The 20043-nt window shown below is 62.0% G+C and carries 15 protein-coding genes; 2 read left to right on the top strand and 13 right to left on the bottom strand.

Annotated features, from left to right (window positions below):
- Positions 1-43 precede the first annotated feature (43 nt).
- The 7 genes from ACQ4WQ_RS16305 to ACQ4WQ_RS16275 form a co-directional block, all read right to left on the bottom strand.
- Complete coding sequence (locus tag ACQ4WQ_RS16305) at positions 44-1402, bottom strand: amidase (protein WP_436498419.1); 1359 nt, start codon at positions 1400-1402, stop codon at positions 44-46.
- Positions 1403-1406: 4 nt separating this feature from the next.
- Complete coding sequence (locus tag ACQ4WQ_RS16300) at positions 1407-2084, bottom strand: DUF2848 domain-containing protein (RefSeq protein ID WP_436498417.1); 678 nt, start codon at positions 2082-2084, stop codon at positions 1407-1409.
- A 4-nt stretch (positions 2085-2088) separates the two neighbouring features.
- Entirely contained in the window at positions 2089-3414 is a 1326-nt protein-coding gene (locus ACQ4WQ_RS16295; RefSeq protein WP_436498415.1) for an MFS transporter, read from the bottom strand.
- Positions 3415-3523: 109 nt separating this feature from the next.
- Positions 3524-4198: a hypothetical protein gene (locus ACQ4WQ_RS16290; protein WP_436498413.1), complete on the bottom strand. Its 675-nt coding sequence runs from the start codon at positions 4196-4198 to the stop codon at positions 3524-3526.
- 209 nt (positions 4199-4407) lie between these two features.
- Positions 4408-5325, bottom strand: a complete 918-nt coding sequence (locus tag ACQ4WQ_RS16285; protein WP_326456567.1) for a LysR family transcriptional regulator — start codon at positions 5323-5325, stop codon at positions 4408-4410.
- 57 nt (positions 5326-5382) lie between these two features.
- The gene (locus ACQ4WQ_RS16280; RefSeq protein ID WP_436498411.1) at positions 5383-6618 is read right to left on the bottom strand and encodes a M20/M25/M40 family metallo-hydrolase; all 1236 of its coding nucleotides are present in this window, start codon (positions 6616-6618) and stop codon (positions 5383-5385) included.
- Positions 6615-7841: a urate hydroxylase PuuD gene (locus ACQ4WQ_RS16275; RefSeq protein ID WP_436498409.1), complete on the bottom strand. Its 1227-nt coding sequence runs from the start codon at positions 7839-7841 to the stop codon at positions 6615-6617. Before ACQ4WQ_RS16275 ends, ACQ4WQ_RS16280 begins: the two co-directional genes overlap by 4 nt.
- A gap of 131 nt (positions 7842-7972) precedes the next feature.
- On the opposite strand from ACQ4WQ_RS16275, the gene ACQ4WQ_RS16270 reads away from it, so the two are divergent.
- Both ACQ4WQ_RS16270 and ACQ4WQ_RS16265 read left to right on the top strand, forming a co-directional pair.
- Positions 7973-8911 (top strand): LysR family transcriptional regulator, encoded by a 939-nt coding sequence (locus ACQ4WQ_RS16270; protein WP_034754583.1) that lies wholly within the window; start codon positions 7973-7975, stop codon positions 8909-8911.
- Between the two features lie 73 nt (positions 8912-8984).
- On the top strand, positions 8985-10772 hold the full coding sequence (locus tag ACQ4WQ_RS16265; RefSeq protein WP_436498407.1) for an allantoate amidohydrolase: 1788 nt from the start codon (positions 8985-8987) through the stop codon (positions 10770-10772).
- Between the two features lie 214 nt (positions 10773-10986).
- Here the strand turns inward: ACQ4WQ_RS16265 and ACQ4WQ_RS16260 are convergent, their stop codons facing one another.
- The 6 genes from ACQ4WQ_RS16260 to ACQ4WQ_RS16235 all read right to left on the bottom strand — a co-directional run bounded on the left by ACQ4WQ_RS16260 (position 10987) and on the right by ACQ4WQ_RS16235 (position 20002).
- The gene (locus ACQ4WQ_RS16260) at positions 10987-12327 is read right to left on the bottom strand and encodes a sulfatase-like hydrolase/transferase (RefSeq protein WP_436498405.1); all 1341 of its coding nucleotides are present in this window, start codon (positions 12325-12327) and stop codon (positions 10987-10989) included.
- 769 nt (positions 12328-13096) lie between these two features.
- Entirely contained in the window at positions 13097-14332 is a 1236-nt protein-coding gene (locus tag ACQ4WQ_RS16255) for a Zn-dependent hydrolase (protein WP_436498403.1), read from the bottom strand.
- 15 nt (positions 14333-14347) lie between these two features.
- The gene (gene hydA, locus ACQ4WQ_RS16250; protein ID WP_436498401.1) at positions 14348-15739 is read right to left on the bottom strand and encodes a dihydropyrimidinase; all 1392 of its coding nucleotides are present in this window, start codon (positions 15737-15739) and stop codon (positions 14348-14350) included.
- A gap of 21 nt (positions 15740-15760) precedes the next feature.
- Positions 15761-17245: an NCS1 family nucleobase:cation symporter-1 gene (locus tag ACQ4WQ_RS16245; protein WP_326456573.1), complete on the bottom strand. Its 1485-nt coding sequence runs from the start codon at positions 17243-17245 to the stop codon at positions 15761-15763.
- Between the two features lie 109 nt (positions 17246-17354).
- The gene (preA, locus tag ACQ4WQ_RS16240; protein WP_436498399.1) at positions 17355-18635 is read right to left on the bottom strand and encodes an NAD-dependent dihydropyrimidine dehydrogenase subunit PreA; all 1281 of its coding nucleotides are present in this window, start codon (positions 18633-18635) and stop codon (positions 17355-17357) included.
- Positions 18635-20002, bottom strand: a complete 1368-nt coding sequence (locus tag ACQ4WQ_RS16235; protein WP_436498397.1) for an NAD(P)-dependent oxidoreductase — start codon at positions 20000-20002, stop codon at positions 18635-18637. The genes preA and ACQ4WQ_RS16235 overlap by 1 nt, the downstream gene beginning before the upstream one ends.
- Positions 20003-20043: the final 41 nt, after the last annotated feature.

Here is a 20043-nt window from a genome sequence, read left to right as displayed (position 1 = left end):
GCCAGCCATCATGACAGAATTGGCATTTTCCTGCACTACGGCACTATTCTTTTCCACTCCCTCGCAACAACGCCTCCATGGCGCGGCCGATTTGCAACACTGTATCGTCGGCGCCGGCCAGGCCGCAGATGCCCAGCCCCACGGGCAGCTCGCCGTCGGCATGGCAAGGCAGCGACAGCGCGCAGCCGTCGAGGAAGTTGATGACGCTGGCGTTGCGCAGCACCAGGCCGTTCGTGGCAAAGAAGGCGGCGTCGTCCGCTTCCAGCGGCGCGACCTGCGGCGCCAGAATGGCCACGCTGGGCATCAGCCAGGCGTCGAACGGCGCCAGGCGCCGCTTGGCGATGGCGATCAGGCGCGCGCGCGCATCGAGCAGGTCGATGTAGTCTGCCGCGCCCTGCTGCTGGCCGCGGCGGATGCGCGCCGCCACGCGCTGGTCGTACTGCGCGCCCTTCTCTTCCAGTAACGCCCTGTGCCAGTGCCACGCTTGCGCCGCCACCAGGCCGCCGCCGCCATTGATACCCGGCAGCTCCAGCAATTCGGGAAAATCGAACTGTTCCACCAGGGCGCCGGCTTGCCGCAGCTTGTCCAGCGCGGCGTCGAAAGCCTGCTGCACCTGCGGCTCCACGTGCGTACCGACGTAGTCCAGGGTAAAGCCGAAACGCAAGCCTTTCAGTGCCGGCGCCTGCGCGCCGATGTCATGGCCCGACAGCGCTGCATACAAAATGGCGCAGCAATCGACACTGCGGGCGATGGGGCCGGCCGAGTCGAGGGAGCGCGACAGGGGTACCGTGCCGGCCAGCGACACAGTCGCCGCCGTCGGCTTGAAGCCCGTCAGGCCGCAAAAGGCCGATGGAATGCGGATCGAGCCGCCCGTATCCGTGCCCAGCGCGCCGGCCGCCATGTCCAAGGCCACGGTGACGGCGCCGCCCGAGGTGGAGCCGCCCGCCACGCGCGCGCCGTCGTGCGGATTGCGCGGCGTGCCGTAATGGGGATTCAAGCCCAGGCCGGAAAATGCGAATTCGCTCATGTTGGTGCGCCCCAGCAGGATGGCGCCGGCCGCGCGCAGGCGCGCCACGGCGCCCGCATCGGCCACGGCGGGCGGCGCGCCGGCCAGCGCCAGCGAGGCAGCGCTGCTGGTTTGCCCCTTGACGTCGAACAGGTCCTTGATCGAAATGGGGATGCCGGCCAGCGGCGAGGCAATGATGCCGGCGGCGCGCGCCGCATCGCTGGCACGGGCCTCGGCCAAGGCCTGTTCGCCATCGAGGCTGACATAGGCATGGCCGCCCTGCGCCCGGTGCGCCTCGGCGCGCGCCAGCATCTGCTCCGTCAGTGCCACGCTGGTGATGCGGCCGGCGGCGAGGTCGGCCGCCAGGTCGCGGATGGTCTTGGTCAGTTCGGTCATTCTCTTATCCTTCCACGGGCAGGGTTTGCACGGCATAGCGGTGCTGCAGGCGGCGCTGCAAGGCTGGATCATACAGCTCCAGCTCGAAGGCGTCGCCGTGGCCCATCTCGCCGATGACAGGCTGCGTGCCGCAGAACATGGCACTACCCACCGGCAGCGTCGCTTGCCCCGTGTAGCGCAAAATCAGGTCTTGCGGCGACAGCATGCGCGTCACGGGGCCGTCCTGGTACAGGGCCGGCACGCCGGCGCGTTCGCGCCAGGAGCGCATCTGCAGCTGATCCCAGTGGCCGGCCACGTCGGCATAGCGCCACAGGGTGTCGCCCACGGGCTTGCCGCACATCTGCTTCGATACCGTCACGCCGTAGCTTTCCACCTTGCGGTCCGTGTGGTCGGAACCGATGCCCACCAGCAGGCCGTATTCCGTGGAAAACAGCACGAATTCCGCTTCGCCCGACGAATCGCCGCCCGGCACTTCGATGGCCGCATCGCTCGACAGCAACGATGCCGCCACGCGGTAAAACGTCGGCACGCTTTTCGGACGCGCCACGCCGATCGCTTCCAGCTCGGCGATGTGGTGTTCCACCATCGCCATGTCGCGGCCCGTCCAGCCGGCGATGATCAAGTTATCGATGTCGAAGGTGACGGGGCCATGGCCGGCCAGTTGAAAATGCAATGTCGTCATGATTTTATTCCTCCAGGGGGCCGCGGCCCGTTTCGCGCGCGGCAAACACTGCCGCGCCGGTGATCAGCAAGGCCGCCGCCACGTACAGCGAGACGGCCATGGTGCTGTGGTACGAGCGGTACAGGCTGGCGATGACGAGCGGCGCAAAGCCGCCGCCGATGACGCCGGCCAGGGTATAGGCCAGCGAGGAACCCGCATAGCGCACCTTGGTGGGGAATTGCTCGATGACGAAGGCCGCTTGCGGGCCGTACATGATGGCGTGGATGACCAGGCCCACGACGACGGCCGTGACGATGGCGGCCGGGCTGGCCGTATCGAGCAAGGTGAAGAAGGCAAACGCCCACACGAGGCCCAGCACGGCGCCCAGCGCATACACGGGGCGGCGGCCGATCTTGTCCGACAGGGCGCCAAACAGCGGCACCGACAGCGCATTGCAGGCCGTGCCGATCATGATGGCGGTCAGTGCCAGGGTCGACGACAAATGCAGCACCGTCGTCACATACGTCAGGGTGAACACCACCACCAGCGCATACAGCACGTCCGAGCCGATGCGCACGCCGCCGGCGATCAGCAGACGGCGCCAGTAGAGGCGCAGCACGTCGCCGATCGGCGCTTCCGCCTTGGCATCCTGCTGGTCGAGTTCCTTGAACAGCGGTGTTTCCTCGATGCCGCTGCGTATCCACATGCCGAACGCCACCAGCAGCAGGCTGGCGATGAACGGCATGCGCCAGCCCCAGTCCATGAACACCTCATGCGGCAGCAGATAGGTGATCAGGCCGATGCAGCCCGTCGCCAGCAAGGTGCCGAACGACGGCCCCACCTGCGTCCACGAGGCGTTGCGGCCACGCTTGTCCGGCGCCCCGTGTTCGACGGAGATCAGCACGGCACCGGCCCATTCGCCGCCCAAAGCGATGCCCTGCACGAAGCGCAGCGCCACCAGCAGGACGGGGCTCCAGATTCCGGCCGTCGCGTACGTAGGCAGGAGGCCCATCAGGCCCGTCGTCACGCCCATCAGCATCAGGGTCACCACGAGCACCCAGCGGCGTCCCAGCTTGTCGCCCAGGTGGCCGAAGATCACGCCGCCGATGGGGCGCGAGATATAGCCGACGGCATACGTGGAAAAGGCCAGGATGGTGCCCGTCAGCGGATCGAAGGAAGGGAAGAACAGGTGGTTGAAGATCAGCGCGGCCATGGTGTTGTAGACGGTGAAGTCATACCATTCCAGGGTCGTGCCGACCATGCTGGCCGTGGCCAGGCGGCCCGTTTTTGGCTTGTCGCCCGGTGCCTGGGCCGCCGGATGCGCAGCGCCTGCCGTTGTATATGTGGTCATTGCCTACCTCTCTCGTCAGTTTTATTGCAGGCCCGGCGCAGGATGCTTTGCCCTGCGCCGTGGCCCGTGTCTCGTGTTATCAGTGCCGGCAAGATGCGCTTGCGGCGCGTCAGGCAGCGTGCAGGTCGGCCTCGCGCAGCTGCCAGGACAGTTGCAGAATGGCTGCCTGTTCAGCGTCCAGGCCCAGCGCCGCGCTGGCGGCATTCGCGGCCGCCACGGCGGCACTTTCGGACGATGCGTCGATCAGGAAGATCGGATCGAGCACGCGGCCCTCCTTCCTTTCCGCCGGCAGGGGGCCGGACAGATTGGCGTCGGGCGTGAGCAAGCGCGTGGCAATGACGCCGTCGATCTGCAGCAGCGTCGCTCCCAGCGTGGCCATGCCGGCCACCGCTTGCGCATCCTGGCCGATGGCTGATGCACCCAGGCGCAGCACGGCCAGCCAGGCGCCCGTGCCCATGCCCGTTTCCGCCTCGATGGCGCAGACACGGCGCATCGGATCGACCATGCGCTGCAGATTCGTCAGCGACCATGGCGTCTGCTGGCCGAAAGCCTTGAAGTAGTCGGGCGTCTGGAAGGCGGCGAGCGACACGGTGCGGTACAGGCCCAGGTATTTGCGGGGACCGCGCACGCTCTGATAGCGCGTGCCGCTGATGAAACCGGGAATGCGCACGCGCTCTTCCACGTGCTCGCGGTCGTACCAGCGGTTGAAATCGCGTTCGTGTTCCGGATCGGCGCTGGTCCAGACGAACAGGATGCCGGGCAAGGTGGTGGTGGACGTCGTCATGAAGGTTCCGTTTGCGTTGTAAGTGGAGTGCCAACCCAGAATAGGTGGCACGCCATCACTTGGCAAACGGGTTATTCTGAACGCGACTGATAAGTTTTTCTTGTGGGTGGAGCCAACAATGTTGTCGGATTACGCGGCGTCCCGCCGCTAATCCTACCTACCCGACTAATATGCATCGTAGGTCGGCTTAGCGCCAGCGTAAGCCGACATCACCCGGCGCCATATTCCTCGCCCAGCGCCAGCGTGAACCTGGCCGCCTCCTCGCATGCCAGCATGGCCACCAGCTGAATCGCTTCCGTGGTGATGTCTTCGCTGTAGCTGATGACGATGCGCTGCGGCGCCAAGGTGCTGGTGCAGGGAATCAGCGCGATATTGCCTTGCTCGATTTCCTCGCGCAGGGGCGCCAGCGGCAGCACGGCGATGCCGAAGCCCGCCTTCACCAGCCGCACGATGGCGGAAATCGAGCTGACGCAGTGGACACGGCCCAGCTGCACGCCCTCGTCCTGGCACAGCGCCTTCAAGGCGGAATGCGGCTGCGAACCGCGGTTCATGGTGATGATTGGATGCTGCGCCAGTTGCGCCACCGTGAACGGCACGCCCGTGTCGGGCCAGTCGGCGGCCCTGCCGGCCCAGCCCATGGCGATGGCGCCGCTGCCAGTGCTGCGGATATGGTCGCCCGTCAGCATGTCCGTCTGCAGCGCGATATCGAGTTCGCCCTGCTGCAGCTGTTCGTGCAGGCGGCGCGTCGATTCCGACGTCAATTGAATCTCGATGCCCGGATAGCGCTCCTGCACGCGCTGCAGGAACGGGATCAGCCAGGTATGCACGATGGTTTCGATGACGCCGATGCGCACTTCGCCCGTGATCTGCGCGGGCGAGGAATTGGCCGCATACATGTCGCGGCACAGCTCCAGCATGCGCTCGGCGTACACGAGCAGGTTGCGCCCGGCGAAGGTCAGGCGGATGTCACGCGCATCGCGGTCGAACAGGCGCGTGCCGAAATCCTGCTCCAGCGAGGCGATGCGGTTGGAAATGGCCGCCTGCGTGATGTGCAGCTTGTCGGCCGCCGTGCGGAAACTGCCCAGCCGCGCGGCCCAGACAAACGCTTCGAGAAAACGGGTATTCAATGGAGCTCTTCTTCACTTAAAGTGTGGTCGCCCCATTGTAAGCCAAAGCGCTCCGCCTTATTTCTCGCCCAGGAAGTCCAGCAAGGTCAGGGCGACGATCTTGCTGGCCTTGCGCAAATCATCGAGCGCCAGGCGCTCGTCGGCCTTCTTCGCATTCGATTCGGGCACAGTGCGCGGGCCGGCGCCATACAGCACGGCGGGGATGCCCCGTTCGCCATACAGGCGCGCATCCGCATACAGGGGCGTGCCGACGGCGGGTATTGTCTCGCCGAGGATGGCTTGCGCATTCCTTTGCAGGCTGCCGACCAGCTGTTCGGAACCCGGCAAGGGCCGAAGCGCATGCGACAGCAGCAGGCGGCGGATCTCGATGCGGATGCCAGGCTCGCCGCGCACCGCGTCTTCGATCAGCGCGCGCACCTGCGCTTCCACGGCCACCGGGTCTTCTTCGGGAATCATGCGGCGGTCCATCTTCATGACGACCTTGCCCGGCACCACATTCGTGTTCGTGCCGCCGTCGATGCGTCCCACCAGCATGGTGGGCGAGTCGATGCCGGCCACGTTCGATTTGATCTTCTTCAGTTCCGGCAGCTGGCCATAGATGGCATTGAGGATCTTGTTGGCCGCATGCAGCGCATCGTGGCCCGTTTCCGGCATGGAGCCGTGGCCCGACTTGCCGTGCACGGTGATTTCCAGCTGCAGGCAGGCGTTGTGCGCCGTGACGATGCCGTAGCTGAAACCGGCGGCGATGACGAAATCGGGCTTCGTCAATTGCTGTTCCAGCAGCCAGCCCGGCCCCAGCAAGCCGCCGAATTCCTCGTCGTAGGTGAAGTGCAGTTCCAGTTGCCCCTTCAGGGGAATGCCCAGCGCTTCGAGTGCGCGCGCGGCAAACACATAGGTGGCGAAATCGCCTTTCGAGACGGCCGTCGCGCGGCCGTAGATATAGCCGCCGTCGATCTGGCCGCCATATGGCGGATACGTCCAGTTGTCGCCGGGCGGCACCACGTCGCCATGCGCATTCAGGGCCACCGTCGGCCCGCCTGCCGCATATGGCCGGCGCACGATCAGGTTGGTGATGCTCTGCATGCCGTACGCCTCGACCTGGTCCGCAGGCACGGCGTGCTTTTCCGCGTTCCAGCCATACGCCTGCAGCAGCTGCGCCACCAGTTCCGCGTGCGGCGCGTTATTGCCGGGCGGCGTATCCGTCGGCTGCTGCACCACCTTCTGTAAAAAGGCGACTTCTTCGTCGAAGTGCTCGTCGATCCAGGCCGTGATTTTTTCTGCGTGCGTAGTCATTTTTCTCCTTGCATGGTCTGTTGCAGCCAGGCGCCCAGTTCGCTACGCTCTGCCTCCGTCATATTGGTCAGGTTCCCGATCGGCATGGCTTTCAGCTCGATGGCCTGCTTGTAGATTTGCGCCGCGTGCTGGCGGATTTGCGTCTCATTATCCAGCATCATGCCGGCCGGCGCCGTGGCGAAGCCCGGCTGCGTGGGTTGGGCCGAATGGCAGGTGGCGCAGCGCTGGGCGATGATGGCATGCACGCTCTTTAACTGCGCGGCCGGGTCCACCGACGGCGCGGCGGCCACGGGCGCTTTCGGCGCGATGGCCACGGCCACGGCCACCAGCAGGGCCACGCCGAGGGCCGGGTAGCGCCACTCGACACGGCCCTTGTGGCGCAGGTTGAAGAAGTGGCGGATGAAGACGCCGGCCGCCATGATCAGCGCCAGCACCAGCCACGCGTGGTCGTTACGGTAAGTCATCGCGTAGTGGTTGCTGATCATGATGAACAGCACCGGTAACGTAAAATAATTGTTATGCACGCTGCGCTGCTTGGCTTTCAGGCCATGTTTGGGATCGGGCAGCTTGCCGGCGGCCATGGCCTCGACCATCTTGCGCTGGCCGGGAATGATCAGCATCAGCACATTGGCCACCATGATGGTGCCGATCATGGCGCCCACGTGGATGTAGGCGGCGCGCCCGCTGAGCAAATGCGTGAGCACGTACGCGGCGCCGACGATCAGCGCGAACACCGTCACGCCGAACCACAGTTCATATTGCGCCAGCTTCGAGCGGCACAGCAGGTCGTACACGGTCCAGCCGATGACGAGGGTGGCGATGCCGATGCCGATGGCCTGGCCGCTGGAGATATCGGCCACGGCCTTGTCGATCATCATGGCTTGCGCATTGAAGTAATACGCGATGGTGAGCAGTGCAAAGCCGGACAGCCAGGTGGAATACGCTTCCCACTTGAACCAGTGCAGTTCCTTCGGCAGTTCCGCGGGCGCCACCAGGTATTTTTGCGGGTTATAGAAGCCGCCGCCATGCACGGCCCACAATTCCCCCGACACGCCCTTCTTCGCCAGCTCGGAGCCGGGCGCGGGCGGACGTATGGAATTGTCGAGCCAGACGAAATAAAAGGAAGCACCGATCCAGGCGATGCCCGTGATGACGTGCAGCCAGCGGACGATCAGGTTCAGCCACTCAAGGCCGTACGGAATCAGGTAGGCAAATACTTCCATAAATTTCCTCTAGTCAGACCGAACCCATATTCGTGCCAATCTACACAAGATAAACGGATTTACCGCCCATCACATGAAAAATATCGTATATTTGACATATTCAAATCGATATACAACAGAGCCGCCGCCACATGTCCAGCCTGCCGCAACACCTCGACCTGCACCTGATCCGCATCCTCTACCTGCTGCTGGTGGAAAAGAATGTCTCGCGCGTGGCACTCAAGCTCAATCAGCCGCAGCCCTCGATTTCCGCCTCCCTGCGCAAGCTGCGCGAATTGACGGGCGACCCGCTGCTCGTGCGCGGCGCACGCGGCATGGTGCCAACCCAGCATGGCGAAAGCCTGCTCAATCCGGCCAAGCGCATCCTCGACCAGACGGAAAGCCTGTTCGTCAAGAAGACGCCGTTCGTGGCGCAGGAAGAGGCGCGCACCTTCCATATCGCCGCGCCCGACTACCTGGACAGCCAGTTCCTGCCCAACGTGGTGGCCCTGCTGCGCCGCGGTTCGCCGAAAAGCCGCGTCGTGCTGCACAGCCTGGGGCCGGGCATCGATCATATCCGGCAGCTCTCCGACGGCGGCCTGGACCTGGTGATCGCCAACTGGGACGAGCCGCCCGCCCACCTGCATATCTCGAAGCTGTTCGAAGACCCCATCATCTGCGCCATGCATGCGGAAAACGCCTATGCGCGCCGCACCGCCAGCGACGCCATGACGCTCGACGATTATCTGAGCCTGCCCCACGTGGCACCGTCGCAGATGATGCCCGGCTACCACGGCGTGATCGATTCCTTCCTCGAACGGCAAAACCTGCAGCGCAACGTGGTGGTGGAGTCGGCGTATTTCGGCCTGATCCCCTACATGCTGACGCAGACGGACCTGGTGCTCACCACGGGCAGGCAATTCATGCGCTTCTATGAAAAGACCCTGCCGCTGAAAACGTATACCGTGCCCTTGAAATTCCCGCCCATGCGTTTTTACCAGCTGTGGCACCAGCGCGTGCACCAGGCGCCCGAACACAAATGGCTGCGCGACCAGGTCAGCGCAGCCGCCAAGGCGCTGGTGCAGCGATAGCCGCTATCAGCACGCGCATATAATGGAGGCAGGAACGGGGCGCTATCATCACGGCTTGCATGATCGGAAAACCATGACCACCCTTTCAGACCTGAACGCCGGCAGCCAGGCCGATTTTATCGCGCACCTGCATGGCATCTACGAACATTCGCCCTGGATCGCCCAGCGCGCGGCCGCCGCCCGGCCGTTTGCCAGCCTGACGGCGCTCAAGACGGAGCTGCAGCGCGTGCTGGCGCAAGCCTCGCCCGAAGAGCAGCTGGGACTGATACGCGCCCACCCGGAACTGGCCGGCAAGGCCGCCATCGCCGGGCAGCTGACGGCGGAGTCGACGCGCGAACAGGCCAAGTCGGGCCTGAACCTGTGCAGCGCCGAGGAATTTGCCACCCTGCAGCGCCTCAATAGCGACTACAACGCCAAATTCGGCTTTCCCTTCATCCTGGCCGTCAAGGGCCCGACGGGCGAAGGCCTGACGCGCCAGGACATCATCGCCACGTTTGCGCGGCGCCTGAAAAACCGCCATGCCGATGAGCTGGCCGAATCGCTGCGGCAGATCAAGCGCATCGCCGAACTGCGCCTGAACGAGCTGTTCGACGTGCGCCTGGATTTCGGCCCCGCCATCATGCAGCAGGCGGAAACCCTGGCCGGCTGGAGCGACAGCGATTACAACCTGACCTGCGCCTACCTGACGCCGGCGCACCGCAAAACGGCCGCGCAGCTGGCCGACTGGATGCGGGACGCGGGCATGCAGGTACACATCGACGCCGTCGGCAATGTCGTCGGCCGCTATCTGTCCGACGCGCCGGGCGCGAAGACCTTGATGACGGGATCGCACTACGACACGGTGCGCAACGGCGGCAAGTACGATGGCCGGCTGGGCATCGTGCTGCCGATCGCCGTCGTGCGCCACCTGCATGAACGGGGCGAAAAGCTGCCGTTTCATTTCGAGGTCGTCGGTTTCGCGGAAGAGGAAGGCGTGCGCTTCAAGAGCACGTTTTTGGGCAGCACGGCCGTGACGGGCAAATTCGACGTATCGCTGCTGGAGCAGCTGGATGCGGATGGCGTGAGCATGCGCGACGCGCTGGCCGCCGCCGGCCACGAGGCGAGCGCCATCGGCGCCATCGCGCGCGATCCCGAAGACTTGCTCGGCTATGTGGAAGTGCACATCGAACAGGGCCCCGTGCTGCTCGAGCGCGACCTGCCGCTGGGGATCGTCACGGCGATCGCCGGCAGCTCGCGCTACCTGGTCAATCTTGGCGGCGTGGCCAGCCATGCGGGCACCACGCCCATGTCCATGCGCAAGGATGCGGCCAGCGCGGCCGCGGAAATCATCCTGCTGGTGGAACGGCGCTGCAGCCAGGGAGAAGCGCTGGTGGGCACCGTGGGCCAGCTGCACGTGCCCAACGGCTCCGTCAACGTGATCGCCGGCGCCTGCACCCTGTCGCTCGATATCCGCGCGGCCAGCGACACCGTGCGCCAGGCAGCCGTCGACGATATATTGGATGGCATCGCCGCCATCTGCGCGCGACGCCAGATCGACTACCAGCTGGAACTGCTGCTATCGGCGCGCGCGGCGCCGTGCGCGCCGTGGCTGATGGCGCAGCTGGCGCAGGCCGTGGAATCGGTCGGCATCGAACCGTATGCGCTGCTGTCGGGCGCCGGCCACGACGCCATGGCCATGGCCGCCATCACCGACGTGGCCATGCTGTTTACCCGCTGCGGCAATGGCGGCATCAGCCACAACCCGCTGGAAACCATGACGGCCGACGACGCCGACATCGCGGCGCGCGCGCTGCTGGCGTTTTTGCGCAGGTTTCAACAAAAAGAGTTTGACCAGCACGCTGCATGTCATCGATGTCAATAAAGAAAACGCGTATGCGCATATAGGCGTTCGGAAGCAGTTGCGCACGGTGAGAAAAATCGTTGCGCAACAACAACATCGATCAGGCTGACTGCTGCATCAGCTAGATGTATACGCCTTGCCCGAAGTGATGCGGCATCCAAGTCATGCAACTACGGTGCAGGCCAACTAGCGACAACAATATATTTTTAGTCATCATTGCCCCCTGCTTCCACATCTAGCTGCGGCAGTGAAAGGACATCAGGATATATGGCACCTGATGCGCCCGAAGCTGATCACTATTACCCATTGATGGAGGTTGATGATCACCAACTACGTAAGCCTGGGTACAGCCAAGTTGAGGTTTATTACTCAAGGCTGCCACCAATGTTCCCACGGCATTGCGTGCGACAATTTGAGATTCGCTAGCCGCATGAATACTCCGGAAATACTGCGTGGGAGTGTCAAGCATGGAAGACGCTACAGGCTCATGGCTCGACAGCGATAACATATATAAAAATGCTTTATTTTTTTCGCTAATCAGGTCAATGCCATACCTGATCAACTCTTCGTCGCAGATACCTGAAAAACGTCCCGGGCAAGTCTTCAGTTGGCTCAAATTTTTCTGAAAGTAAGCATTAGTGATCCCTAACTCCTTCCAGACAGATTTTCTTGCATAAAACATCTGCAGATAGCCATGCAAGCCCAATACCTCATAACCTTTTCTTTTCATGTATGCGGGAGCACAATTTTCGTGAAATGAGGAAAAATTCGGACGAGCATCCAGTTTAATATACTGAGAACATAGTTCACGAACTTCTCCCTGCAGGGTCGATCCGTGATAATCGGTAAAACCTGCCTCGATAATATTGACACCATCATGCCGGATACTTTTCCGCACTTCCGACAGAGAAGCCTCGCTCTCTCCCCATGACTCGACCACCAGCAAGACAATTTTGGCGGGAATTTCCCGAGCGCTCGTGAGATGATTTAAAAATGTCGGTGAATTTGTTGAGCCCAAGAATTTTTTGTCGTTAGTTTGAGCATCAAGCAACAACATCTTCACGACAAATGGCGACGATGCAATGATATTTTTCTTTATCAGGCTATCGCCTTGATCAAAGAAAGGCATCATGAATTTCAGAACAATAAAAAAAACACCGACGGCCATGATGTTTTTCTTAAACCCCGTAGAAGTTTCTCTATAAGGAGTTAAATACAAAAAAATACACATCAAAAAAACAAAAACAATACACGCGACCACAACCTGAAACGGAACTTCTCCTGTCAAGATCGAAAAATAAAAATGATACGCAGCTGGATGTATGTTCCAACTAGCCAACATTGCGATCAAAAAAATAAATATCCAAAGGACCTTCAATCCAAATGAAAATTTTGGATTAATACGTTTTTCGAGATAAGGAAAGACAAAAGGCTCCGCACAAAAATAAAAGCCACCGAAAGCAAAGCTCCATACTATACTTGGCAACAGCAACCATAAAAAACAGCGAATATAGACAGTCTTTCCTGAAAAGAAATATACATGCGGAGATTCTTTATAGGAAAAAAATGAATTCATGAATAGGAAATATAAGATCCGACAGTCGGCAACAAACCAGATGAGATTGGGAAGATTTTATGTAGAATTATTCTTTCATGCATTTTAACACGCAGCCCGACCCTTTATCAGCATTCCGATGTAGTGCTCAGACAGCAAGGCAAGAGGGATAAAAAATACAAGTATTTTTTTAATGCCAATTTACCAAGAACTTAACCCATAAAGTCAATTATGTTGCAATGAAAATTGCCACAAGAATACGATACGCAAATAAGTCATCTTATTATCAAGACATCGTGTCAGCGTGGAATGCCCCCCAGCTCTTTGGCTCACCGGACGTCGCTTGCGACAAGAAAGCAGGGCTGGCAAGCAAAGGGGAAGGCTATAGCAGCGGCCATCCACTATTCCAAAGAGATAGATGACTGCCAGCCATCGAATTGGAGTGTGAAGACATCTCGACGGCGGCATTGACTGAAGAGTCGCTGGTACTGGCCACTCAGTACGGGAGCGATGATGAAGCAGCGGAAAGATGGCGCCAGGAGGGCGCGGCTGAAGGTAACGTGAATTTGCTTAACGTGAACACCGTCTCGACAGACATCAATAAAACCAAGTGATGGCGACCATGCACTGTAAGAGCACCTCCTGGCGCCATGGATAAATGGCAGAGTACAGCCTCTACCGCCACAGCGCCAGCGGGCAACATGAACACACCAGCTACAAGTCTGCATGCAGTTTGAGACGGCGTATGTATGGACCACCGATGCACCTCATCGGCATAGTACTCCTTGCCCTACACGGCCACGGCCCGCTCCAGCATCGCATGCAGCAGCACGTTGCAGCCCGCTTCCAGGTGCTCGGGCCTGGCGTCTTCGATTTCATTGTGGCTGATGCCGTCCTTGCACGGCACGAAGATCATGCCGGCCGGCGCCAGCCGGGCCGCGTAGATGGCGTCGTGGCCGGCGCCGGACACCACATCCATCACGGAGTAGCCGAGTTTTTCAGTCGCATTGCGCACGGCGCTCACGCAGTCGCGGTGGAACGGACATGGCGGGTAATAGGACACCCTTTCCAGTGAAATGCCCAAGCCTGTTTTTTCGCGCGTGGCATCGATGAAGGCCGTGATCTCGCCATGCATGGTGTTGAGCAGCTCGTCGTTCACATTGCGCAGGTCGATGCTGAATGTCACTTCGCCGGGGATCACGTTGCGGCTGTTCGGGAAGACCTGCACCATGCCCACCGTACCGCGCCCATATGGCGGGTAGCGGTTGGCAATCGCAACGACTTCCTGCATGATGGTGGTGGCCACCTGCAGCGCATCCTTGCGCAAGCCCATGGGCGTGGGGCCCGCATGCGCTTCCATGCCCGTCACCACGCAGTCGTACCAGGACAGACCCATCACGGCCGGCACCACGCCGATAACCTTGTCCGCGTCTTCCAGCACGGGCCCCTGTTCGATATGCGTCTCAAAATAGGCGCCGATCGGATGGTCGCCCGGCACCTGCTCACCCTTGTATCCGATGCGCGCCAGCTCCTCGCCCACGGTCTTGCCTTCCGTGTCCTTGGCCGCATAAGCGGTCTCCAGCGAGAAGGCGCCGCAAAAGACGCCCGAGCCCATCATCACGGGCACGAAGCGCGAGCCTTCCTCGTTGGTCCAGAACGCCACTTCGATCGGTGCCTGCGTCTTGATCTGTAAATCGTTCAGGGTGCGCACCACTTCCAGGCCGGCCAGCACGCCGTAATTGCCATCGAACTTGCCGCCCGTGGGCTGCGTGTCGATATGGCTGCCCGTCATCACGGGCGGCAAGGTATTGTCGGTGCCGTCGCGGCGCATGAAGACATTGCCGATCTGGTCGATCGTGATGCTCATGCCCGCCTCGCGGCCCCAGCCTACCACCAGGTCGCGGCCTTCTTTGTCGAGGTCCGTCAGGGCCAGGCGCTTGACGCCGCCCTTCGCTGTCGCGCCGATCCGCGCCAGTTCCATCAGGGCTGCCCACAGCCGTTCGCCATTGATGCGTAGATCATCCATTATTGTCTCCTGACTTCATGCGGTGGTGGCGGAAAAGGCCGGGCGTTCGATATAGCGCCCCGCGCCCGCGACGGCCGTCAGTTCGCCTTGGTGAAATACCACCTTGCCGGCGGCAATCGTTGTGCGGGGGATGCCGCGCACGGTGCGCCCTTCGAAGACATTGAAGCCTCCCTTGGCGAACTGGGTGGCGGCGGAAATGGTGCGCGTGCCTTGCGGGTCCCACAGCACGATATCGGCATCGCTGCCTGCGGCGATGACGCCCTTGCGCGGATACATATTGAATATCTGCGCCGCATTGGTCGATGACACCTTGACGAATTCGGAGGGCGTGAGCATGCCGGAATTGACGCCTGCGTCCCACACCACGACCATGCGTTCCTCGACGCCGCCGCAGCCGTTCGGGATGCGCGTAAAGTCATTCTTGCCGGCCGCCTTCTGCTCGGCGCAGAAGGTGCAGTGGTCGGTGGCCGTCGTGTGCAGGTTGCCGCTTTGCAGGCCGTGCCACAAAGCCGATTGATGGTGCTTGCCGCGGAACGGCGGGCTCATGACGTGGCCCGCCACGTAGTCGAAATCGTCGCTCTGGTAGACGCTGTCGTCGATCACCAGGTGGCCCGCCAGCGCTTCGCCATACACGCGCTGGCCGTTGGCGCGTGCGCGCGTGATGGCGTCGAGCGACTCCGCGCACGAGACGTGCACGATGTACACGGGCGTATTCAAAACGTTGGCGATCGCGATGGCGCGGTTGGCCGCCTCCGCTTCCACGGCCGGTGGGCGCGACAGCGGGTGCGCCTGCGGCCCGGTAATTCCCTTCTTCAACAAGGCTTGCTGCAACTGGAAAACCAGCTCGCCATTCTCCGCATGCACGGTGGGCAGCGCCCCCAGCTCCAAGGAACGGGTAAAGCTTTTCACCAGGGTTTCATCGTCGGCCATGATGGCATTTTTATAGGCCATGAAGTGCTTGAAGCTGTTCACGCCATGCTCGCGCACGAGGGTGCCCATCTCTTCATGTACCTGTTCGCTCCACCATGTGATCGCCACGTGGAAGGTGTAGTCGCCGGCCGCCTTGGCCGACCACTCGCGCCACTGGTGATAGGCCTCGATCAGCGACTGCTTCGGCGCGGGGATGACAAAGTCCATGATGGTGGTGGTCCCGCCCGCCAGTCCCGCCGCCGTGCCCGTGAAAAAATCGTCGGACGTCACGGTGCCCATGAAGGGCAGATTCATGTGCGTGTGCGTGTCTATCCCGCCCGGCATCACGTACAGGCCGCCCGCGTCGATCACGGTGGCGCCGGCCGGCAGCGCCAGGTTCTCGCCGACGGCGGCGATGGTGTCGCCCTCGATCAGCACATCGGCGCGAAACGCGCGGTCGGCGTTGACGACGGTACCGCCACGTATCAGTGTAGTCATCTTGTCTCCCTCTCGAAAAGATCAGGACTGCGGCGCCTGCTGTACGCGCGCAGCTACCTTGCCCTTCATCATGACGCCGTAGACGACTGCGGCGATGGCCACGCCCACGAACCAGGCGTAGGTATAGATGGTTTTGAAGCCTTCGCCCACGCCGGGAAACGCCGTGGGAAAGGCCGCGTTCAAAAAGCCCGGGATATTCGGCAGCACGGCGATGACAAAGGCGATCAGCGCCGCCATGTTCCAGCCATTGCCATACGAGTAGATGCCGTCATCGCGGTACAACTGCCTGACGTCGAGCTGCGTCTTGCGCACAAAATAATAGTCGACGATGAGGATGCCGGCGATGGGGCCCAGCAGGGCCGAGTAGCCGATCAGCCAAGTGAAGATATAGCCCTGTGTCGACTCAAGCACCTTCCACGGCATCATGACGATGGCGATGAAGGCCGTGATGTAGCCGCCCATCTTGTACGAAATCTGCTTCGGCGCCAGCGAGGAAAAGTCATACGCCGGCCCGACCAGGTTGGCCGCCAGGTTGACGCTGACCGTGTCGATCAGGAGGATGATCAGGGCGATCAGCACGGCGGCGCCCGTCATGCGGCTGGCCAGGTCGACGGGGTCCCAGATGGCCTTGCCGTACATGACGACCGAACCGGCAGTGACGATCACGGCCAGCATGGCCAGCAAACCCATGGGCACGGGCAAGCCGACCGACTGGCCCACGATCTGGTCGCGCTGGGTTTTGGCAAAGCGCGTGAAGTCGGGAATGTTCAAGGCCAGGGTGGCCCAGAAACCCACCATGGCGGTGAGCGATGGCCAGAAGACGCTCCAGAACTGGCCCGCCTTTTTACCGCCGGGGATGAATTGCGACGGCTGGTCCAGCAGGCTGGCCACGCCGCCTGCCTTGCTGTGCACCCAGTACAGCAGCACGAAGCAGATCAGGATTTTCAGGGGCGCCGTGTAGGTTTCGAGCTTGCGGATCGATTCCATGCCGTGCAGGATGTAATAGAACTGGATGGCCCAGAAAGCCAGGAAGCACAGCAGCTGGCTGCCGTTGATGCCCAGGCCCGCGATCTTTTCGCCGCCCAGTTCATGGCCCATCAGCACGCCCATCAGGGTGTAGATCATCTGCCCGCCGAACCAGGTCTGGATGCCGTACCAGCCGCAGGCGACGATGGCGCGCATCAATGCCGGCAGGCGCGCGCCCATGGTGCCGAACGAGGCGCGCGCCAGCACGGCATACGGGATGCCGTACTTGGTGCCCGCATGGCCGATCAGCAGCATGGGCAAGAGCACGATGGCGTTGGCGAGAAAGACCGTGAGCACGGCCTGGTAACCGGACATGCCGCTGTCGATCAGGCTGGCCGACAGGGTATAGGCGGGAATGCACATCACCATGCCCACCCACAGCGCGGCAAAGTGATACCAGCGCCAGGTGCGCTGCGCCGCCGTGGTGGGCGCCAGGTCTTCATTCCAGAGTTGCGTATTGCCTGAATAGTCGTGGTTCACAGGTTTGCTCCATCGGTTGGGAGGTTGGGCGTTTTAAAAACGGCTGCGGCCTAGCTTACTGCAAAGTTGGGCAACTGTTTATAAAATATACGTACGCAAAAAACGTGCCCTATACCGATTCCGCCAATGCCCGGGGGTTGCGAGGATCCTGCGTCCAGTTCATGTACGGCTTGCCCGTAACCTGCGGCACCATCGTGATGCAGCCCTGCACCGGACAGGTGATTTCGCACAGGTTGCAGCCCACGCATTCCTCCTTGATCACCTCATACGTGCGCGTGCCGGCGGCGTCGATCAGTTGCGCAATCGACTGGTGCGACGTGTCTTCGCAAGCGACGTAGCACTTGCCGCATTTGATGCAGTCATCCTGGTTGATCTGCGCAATGACCTGGTAATTCATGTCCAGGTATTTCCAGTCTGTCGTGTTGGCCACGGCCTTGCCGGAAAAGTCGCTGATGCGTGCATAGCCCTTTTCATCCATCCAGCGCGACAGGCCATCCTTCATTTCTTCGACGATGCGGAAGCCATGCAGCATGGCGGCCGTGCACACCTGCACGCAGCCGGCGCCCAGGGCGATGAATTCGGCCGCGTCGCGCCAGTTGCCGATGCCGCCGATGCCGGAAATGGGCAAGCCGCGCGTCTGCGGATCGCGGGCGATTTCCGCCACCATGTTCAGGGCGATGGGCTTCACGGCGGACCCGCAATAGCCGCCGTGCGTGCTGGCGCCGCCCACGATGGGCAAGGCCACCATGCGGTCCAGGTCCAGCGAGGTGATCGAATTGATGGTGTTGATCAGCGAGACGGCGTCCGCGCCGCCCGCCTTGGCCGCGCGCGCCGGCATGCGCACGTCCGTGATGTTGGGCGTGAGCTTGACGATGACGGGCAGTCGGCTGTGCTTCTTGCACCAGGCGGTCACCATCTGCACATACTCGGGCACCTGGCCCACCGCCGCGCCCATGCCCCGCTCCGGCATGCCGTGCGGGCATCCGAAATTGAGCTCGATGCCATCCGCCCCCGTCGCTTCGACCTTGGGCAGGATGTCGGCCCAATAGTGCTCTTCGCAGGGCAGCATCAGGGAGACGATCATGGCGCGGTCGGGCCAGTCCTTTTTCACCTGCGTGATTTCGCGCAGGTTGATCTCCAGCGAACGGTCGGTAATCAGCTCGATGTTATTGAAACCGACCACTTCGCGGTTCTTGCCGTACAGGGCGGAATAGCGCGACGAGACGTTGACGGCGGCCGGGTCTTCACCCAGCGTCTTCCACACGACGCCGCCCCACCCCGCCTCAAAGGCGCGCACCACGTTGTAGGCCTTGTCGGTCGGCGGTGCGGACGCCAGCCAGAAGGGGTTCGGTGCCTTGATGCCGCAAAATTCGATACTGAGATCAGCCATTATGCAGCCTCCACTTTATTCAACAAATCGGAATGGATGGCCAGTGCGGCCAGCTTGCCATGCTGGACGGCTTGCACCGTCAAGTCCTGCCCCGGCGCCACGCAGTCGCCGCCCGCGTAGATCCCCGGCAGCACTGTGCGAAAACCCGCGTCGACGGCGATCTTGTCGCCTTCACGCTGCAACAAGGATGCCATCGGGTCATGCAGCACCTGCGTATCAAGGCTCTGGCCGATGGCCTTGAAGATGGCGTCGGCCGCCACGTCGAACGTTTCGCCGGTGCCCGCCAGGCGCGTGCCCTGCATGCGCGTTTTCTCGAAACGCATGCCGGCCACCTTGCCGGCAGGATCGAGCAGCACCTGCTGCGGCTGGGCCCACGTCAGCATGCGCACCTGGTTCGCCTTGGCGATCTCCTGTTCGTGGTGGGTGGCCGTCATGGCGTCGAAACCGCGCCGGTAGACCAGGGTGACTTCCTCGGCACCCAGACGCTGAATCTGCACGGCCATGTCGATGGCCGTATTGCCGGCACCAATCACGATCGCCCGTTTCGGTACGGGCAGCGCGGCCAGGTCGTCCGCCTGGCGCAGCGCGGCGATGTAATCGACGGCGGCCAGCAAGCCCGGGGCCTCTTCGCCAGTCAAGCCCAGCTTGCGGCTGGCGCCCAGGCCCAGGCCGAGGAAGACGGCGTCGTACTGCGCATGCAAGTCGCGCAGCTGCACGTTTTCGCCCAGCGCCTGGCGACATCGGATCTCGATGCCTCCGATGCCCAGTAAAAATTCAACTTCCTTCTGCGCGAAATCGTCTGTCAGCTTGTACTTGGCGATGCCGTATTCATTCAGGCCGCCCGCCTTGTCCTCTTTTTCAAAGATCACCACGTCGTGGCCCAGCATGGCCAGGCGGTGCGCGCACGACAGGCCGCTAGGGCCCGCGCCGACGATGGCAATCGTCTTGCCCGTGCTTGCCGCCCGTTTGAACGGGTGGCTGGTGAAGTGCATGTGGTCGACGGCGTAGCGCTGCAAGAGGCCGATCTTGACGGGCTGGCCTTCGGCGTCGTGATTGCGCACGCAGACATCCTCGCACAGGATTTCCGTGGGACAGACGCGGGCGCAGCTGCCGCCGAGGATGTTCTGTTTCAGGATGCCGGCGGCGGCGCCGTTGATGTTCTTGTCGTGGATATTGCGGATGAAGCTGGCCACGTCGATTTCCGACGGACAGATGCGGCTGCACGGCGCGTCGTAGCAATACAGGCAGCGGGCGCTTTCGATGGCGGCCTGGCGCGCCGTCAGGGGCGGCGCCAGGTCCGTGAAATGGCCCGCCAATTCCTCGTTGGGCAGGGCGGGATGCGGTAAATAACTCAAGGACTCGATCATCGCGTATTCCTCTTTTTATGTGCGGCCAATTTGTCGTCTGA

The organism is Janthinobacterium goodfellowi (assembly GCF_051380695.1).
Lineage (GTDB): Bacteria > Pseudomonadota > Gammaproteobacteria > Burkholderiales > Burkholderiaceae_D > Janthinobacterium.
The sequence above is the reverse complement of the archived record's forward strand: the minus strand, read 5'-3'. Positions and strand labels throughout refer to the sequence as shown.

Coding starts and splice junctions, on each gene's coding strand:
- ACQ4WQ_RS16305 (WP_436498419.1), bottom strand. CDS start 1,402: ATGACCGAACTGACCAAGACCATCCGCGACCTGGCGGCCGACCTCGCC.
- ACQ4WQ_RS16300 (WP_436498417.1), bottom strand. CDS start 2,084: ATGACGACATTGCATTTTCAACTGGCCGGCCATGGCCCCGTCACCTTC.
- ACQ4WQ_RS16295 (WP_436498415.1), bottom strand. CDS start 3,414: ATGACCACATATACAACGGCAGGCGCTGCGCATCCGGCGGCCCAGGCA.
- ACQ4WQ_RS16290 (WP_436498413.1), bottom strand. CDS start 4,198: ATGACGACGTCCACCACCACCTTGCCCGGCATCCTGTTCGTCTGGACC.
- ACQ4WQ_RS16280 (WP_436498411.1), bottom strand. CDS start 6,618: ATGACTACGCACGCAGAAAAAATCACGGCCTGGATCGACGAGCACTTC.
- ACQ4WQ_RS16275 (WP_436498409.1), bottom strand. CDS start 7,841: ATGGAAGTATTTGCCTACCTGATTCCGTACGGCCTTGAGTGGCTGAAC.
- ACQ4WQ_RS16270 (WP_034754583.1), top strand. CDS start 7,973: ATGTCCAGCCTGCCGCAACACCTCGACCTGCACCTGATCCGCATCCTC.
- ACQ4WQ_RS16265 (WP_436498407.1), top strand. CDS start 8,985: ATGACCACCCTTTCAGACCTGAACGCCGGCAGCCAGGCCGATTTTATC.
- ACQ4WQ_RS16260 (WP_436498405.1), bottom strand. CDS start 12,327: ATGAATTCATTTTTTTCCTATAAAGAATCTCCGCATGTATATTTCTTT.
- ACQ4WQ_RS16255 (WP_436498403.1), bottom strand. CDS start 14,332: ATGGATGATCTACGCATCAATGGCGAACGGCTGTGGGCAGCCCTGATG.
- hydA (WP_436498401.1), bottom strand. CDS start 15,739: ATGACTACACTGATACGTGGCGGTACCGTCGTCAACGCCGACCGCGCG.
- preA (WP_436498399.1), bottom strand. CDS start 18,635: ATGGCTGATCTCAGTATCGAATTTTGCGGCATCAAGGCACCGAACCCC.
- ACQ4WQ_RS16235 (WP_436498397.1), bottom strand. CDS start 20,002: ATGATCGAGTCCTTGAGTTATTTACCGCATCCCGCCCTGCCCAACGAG.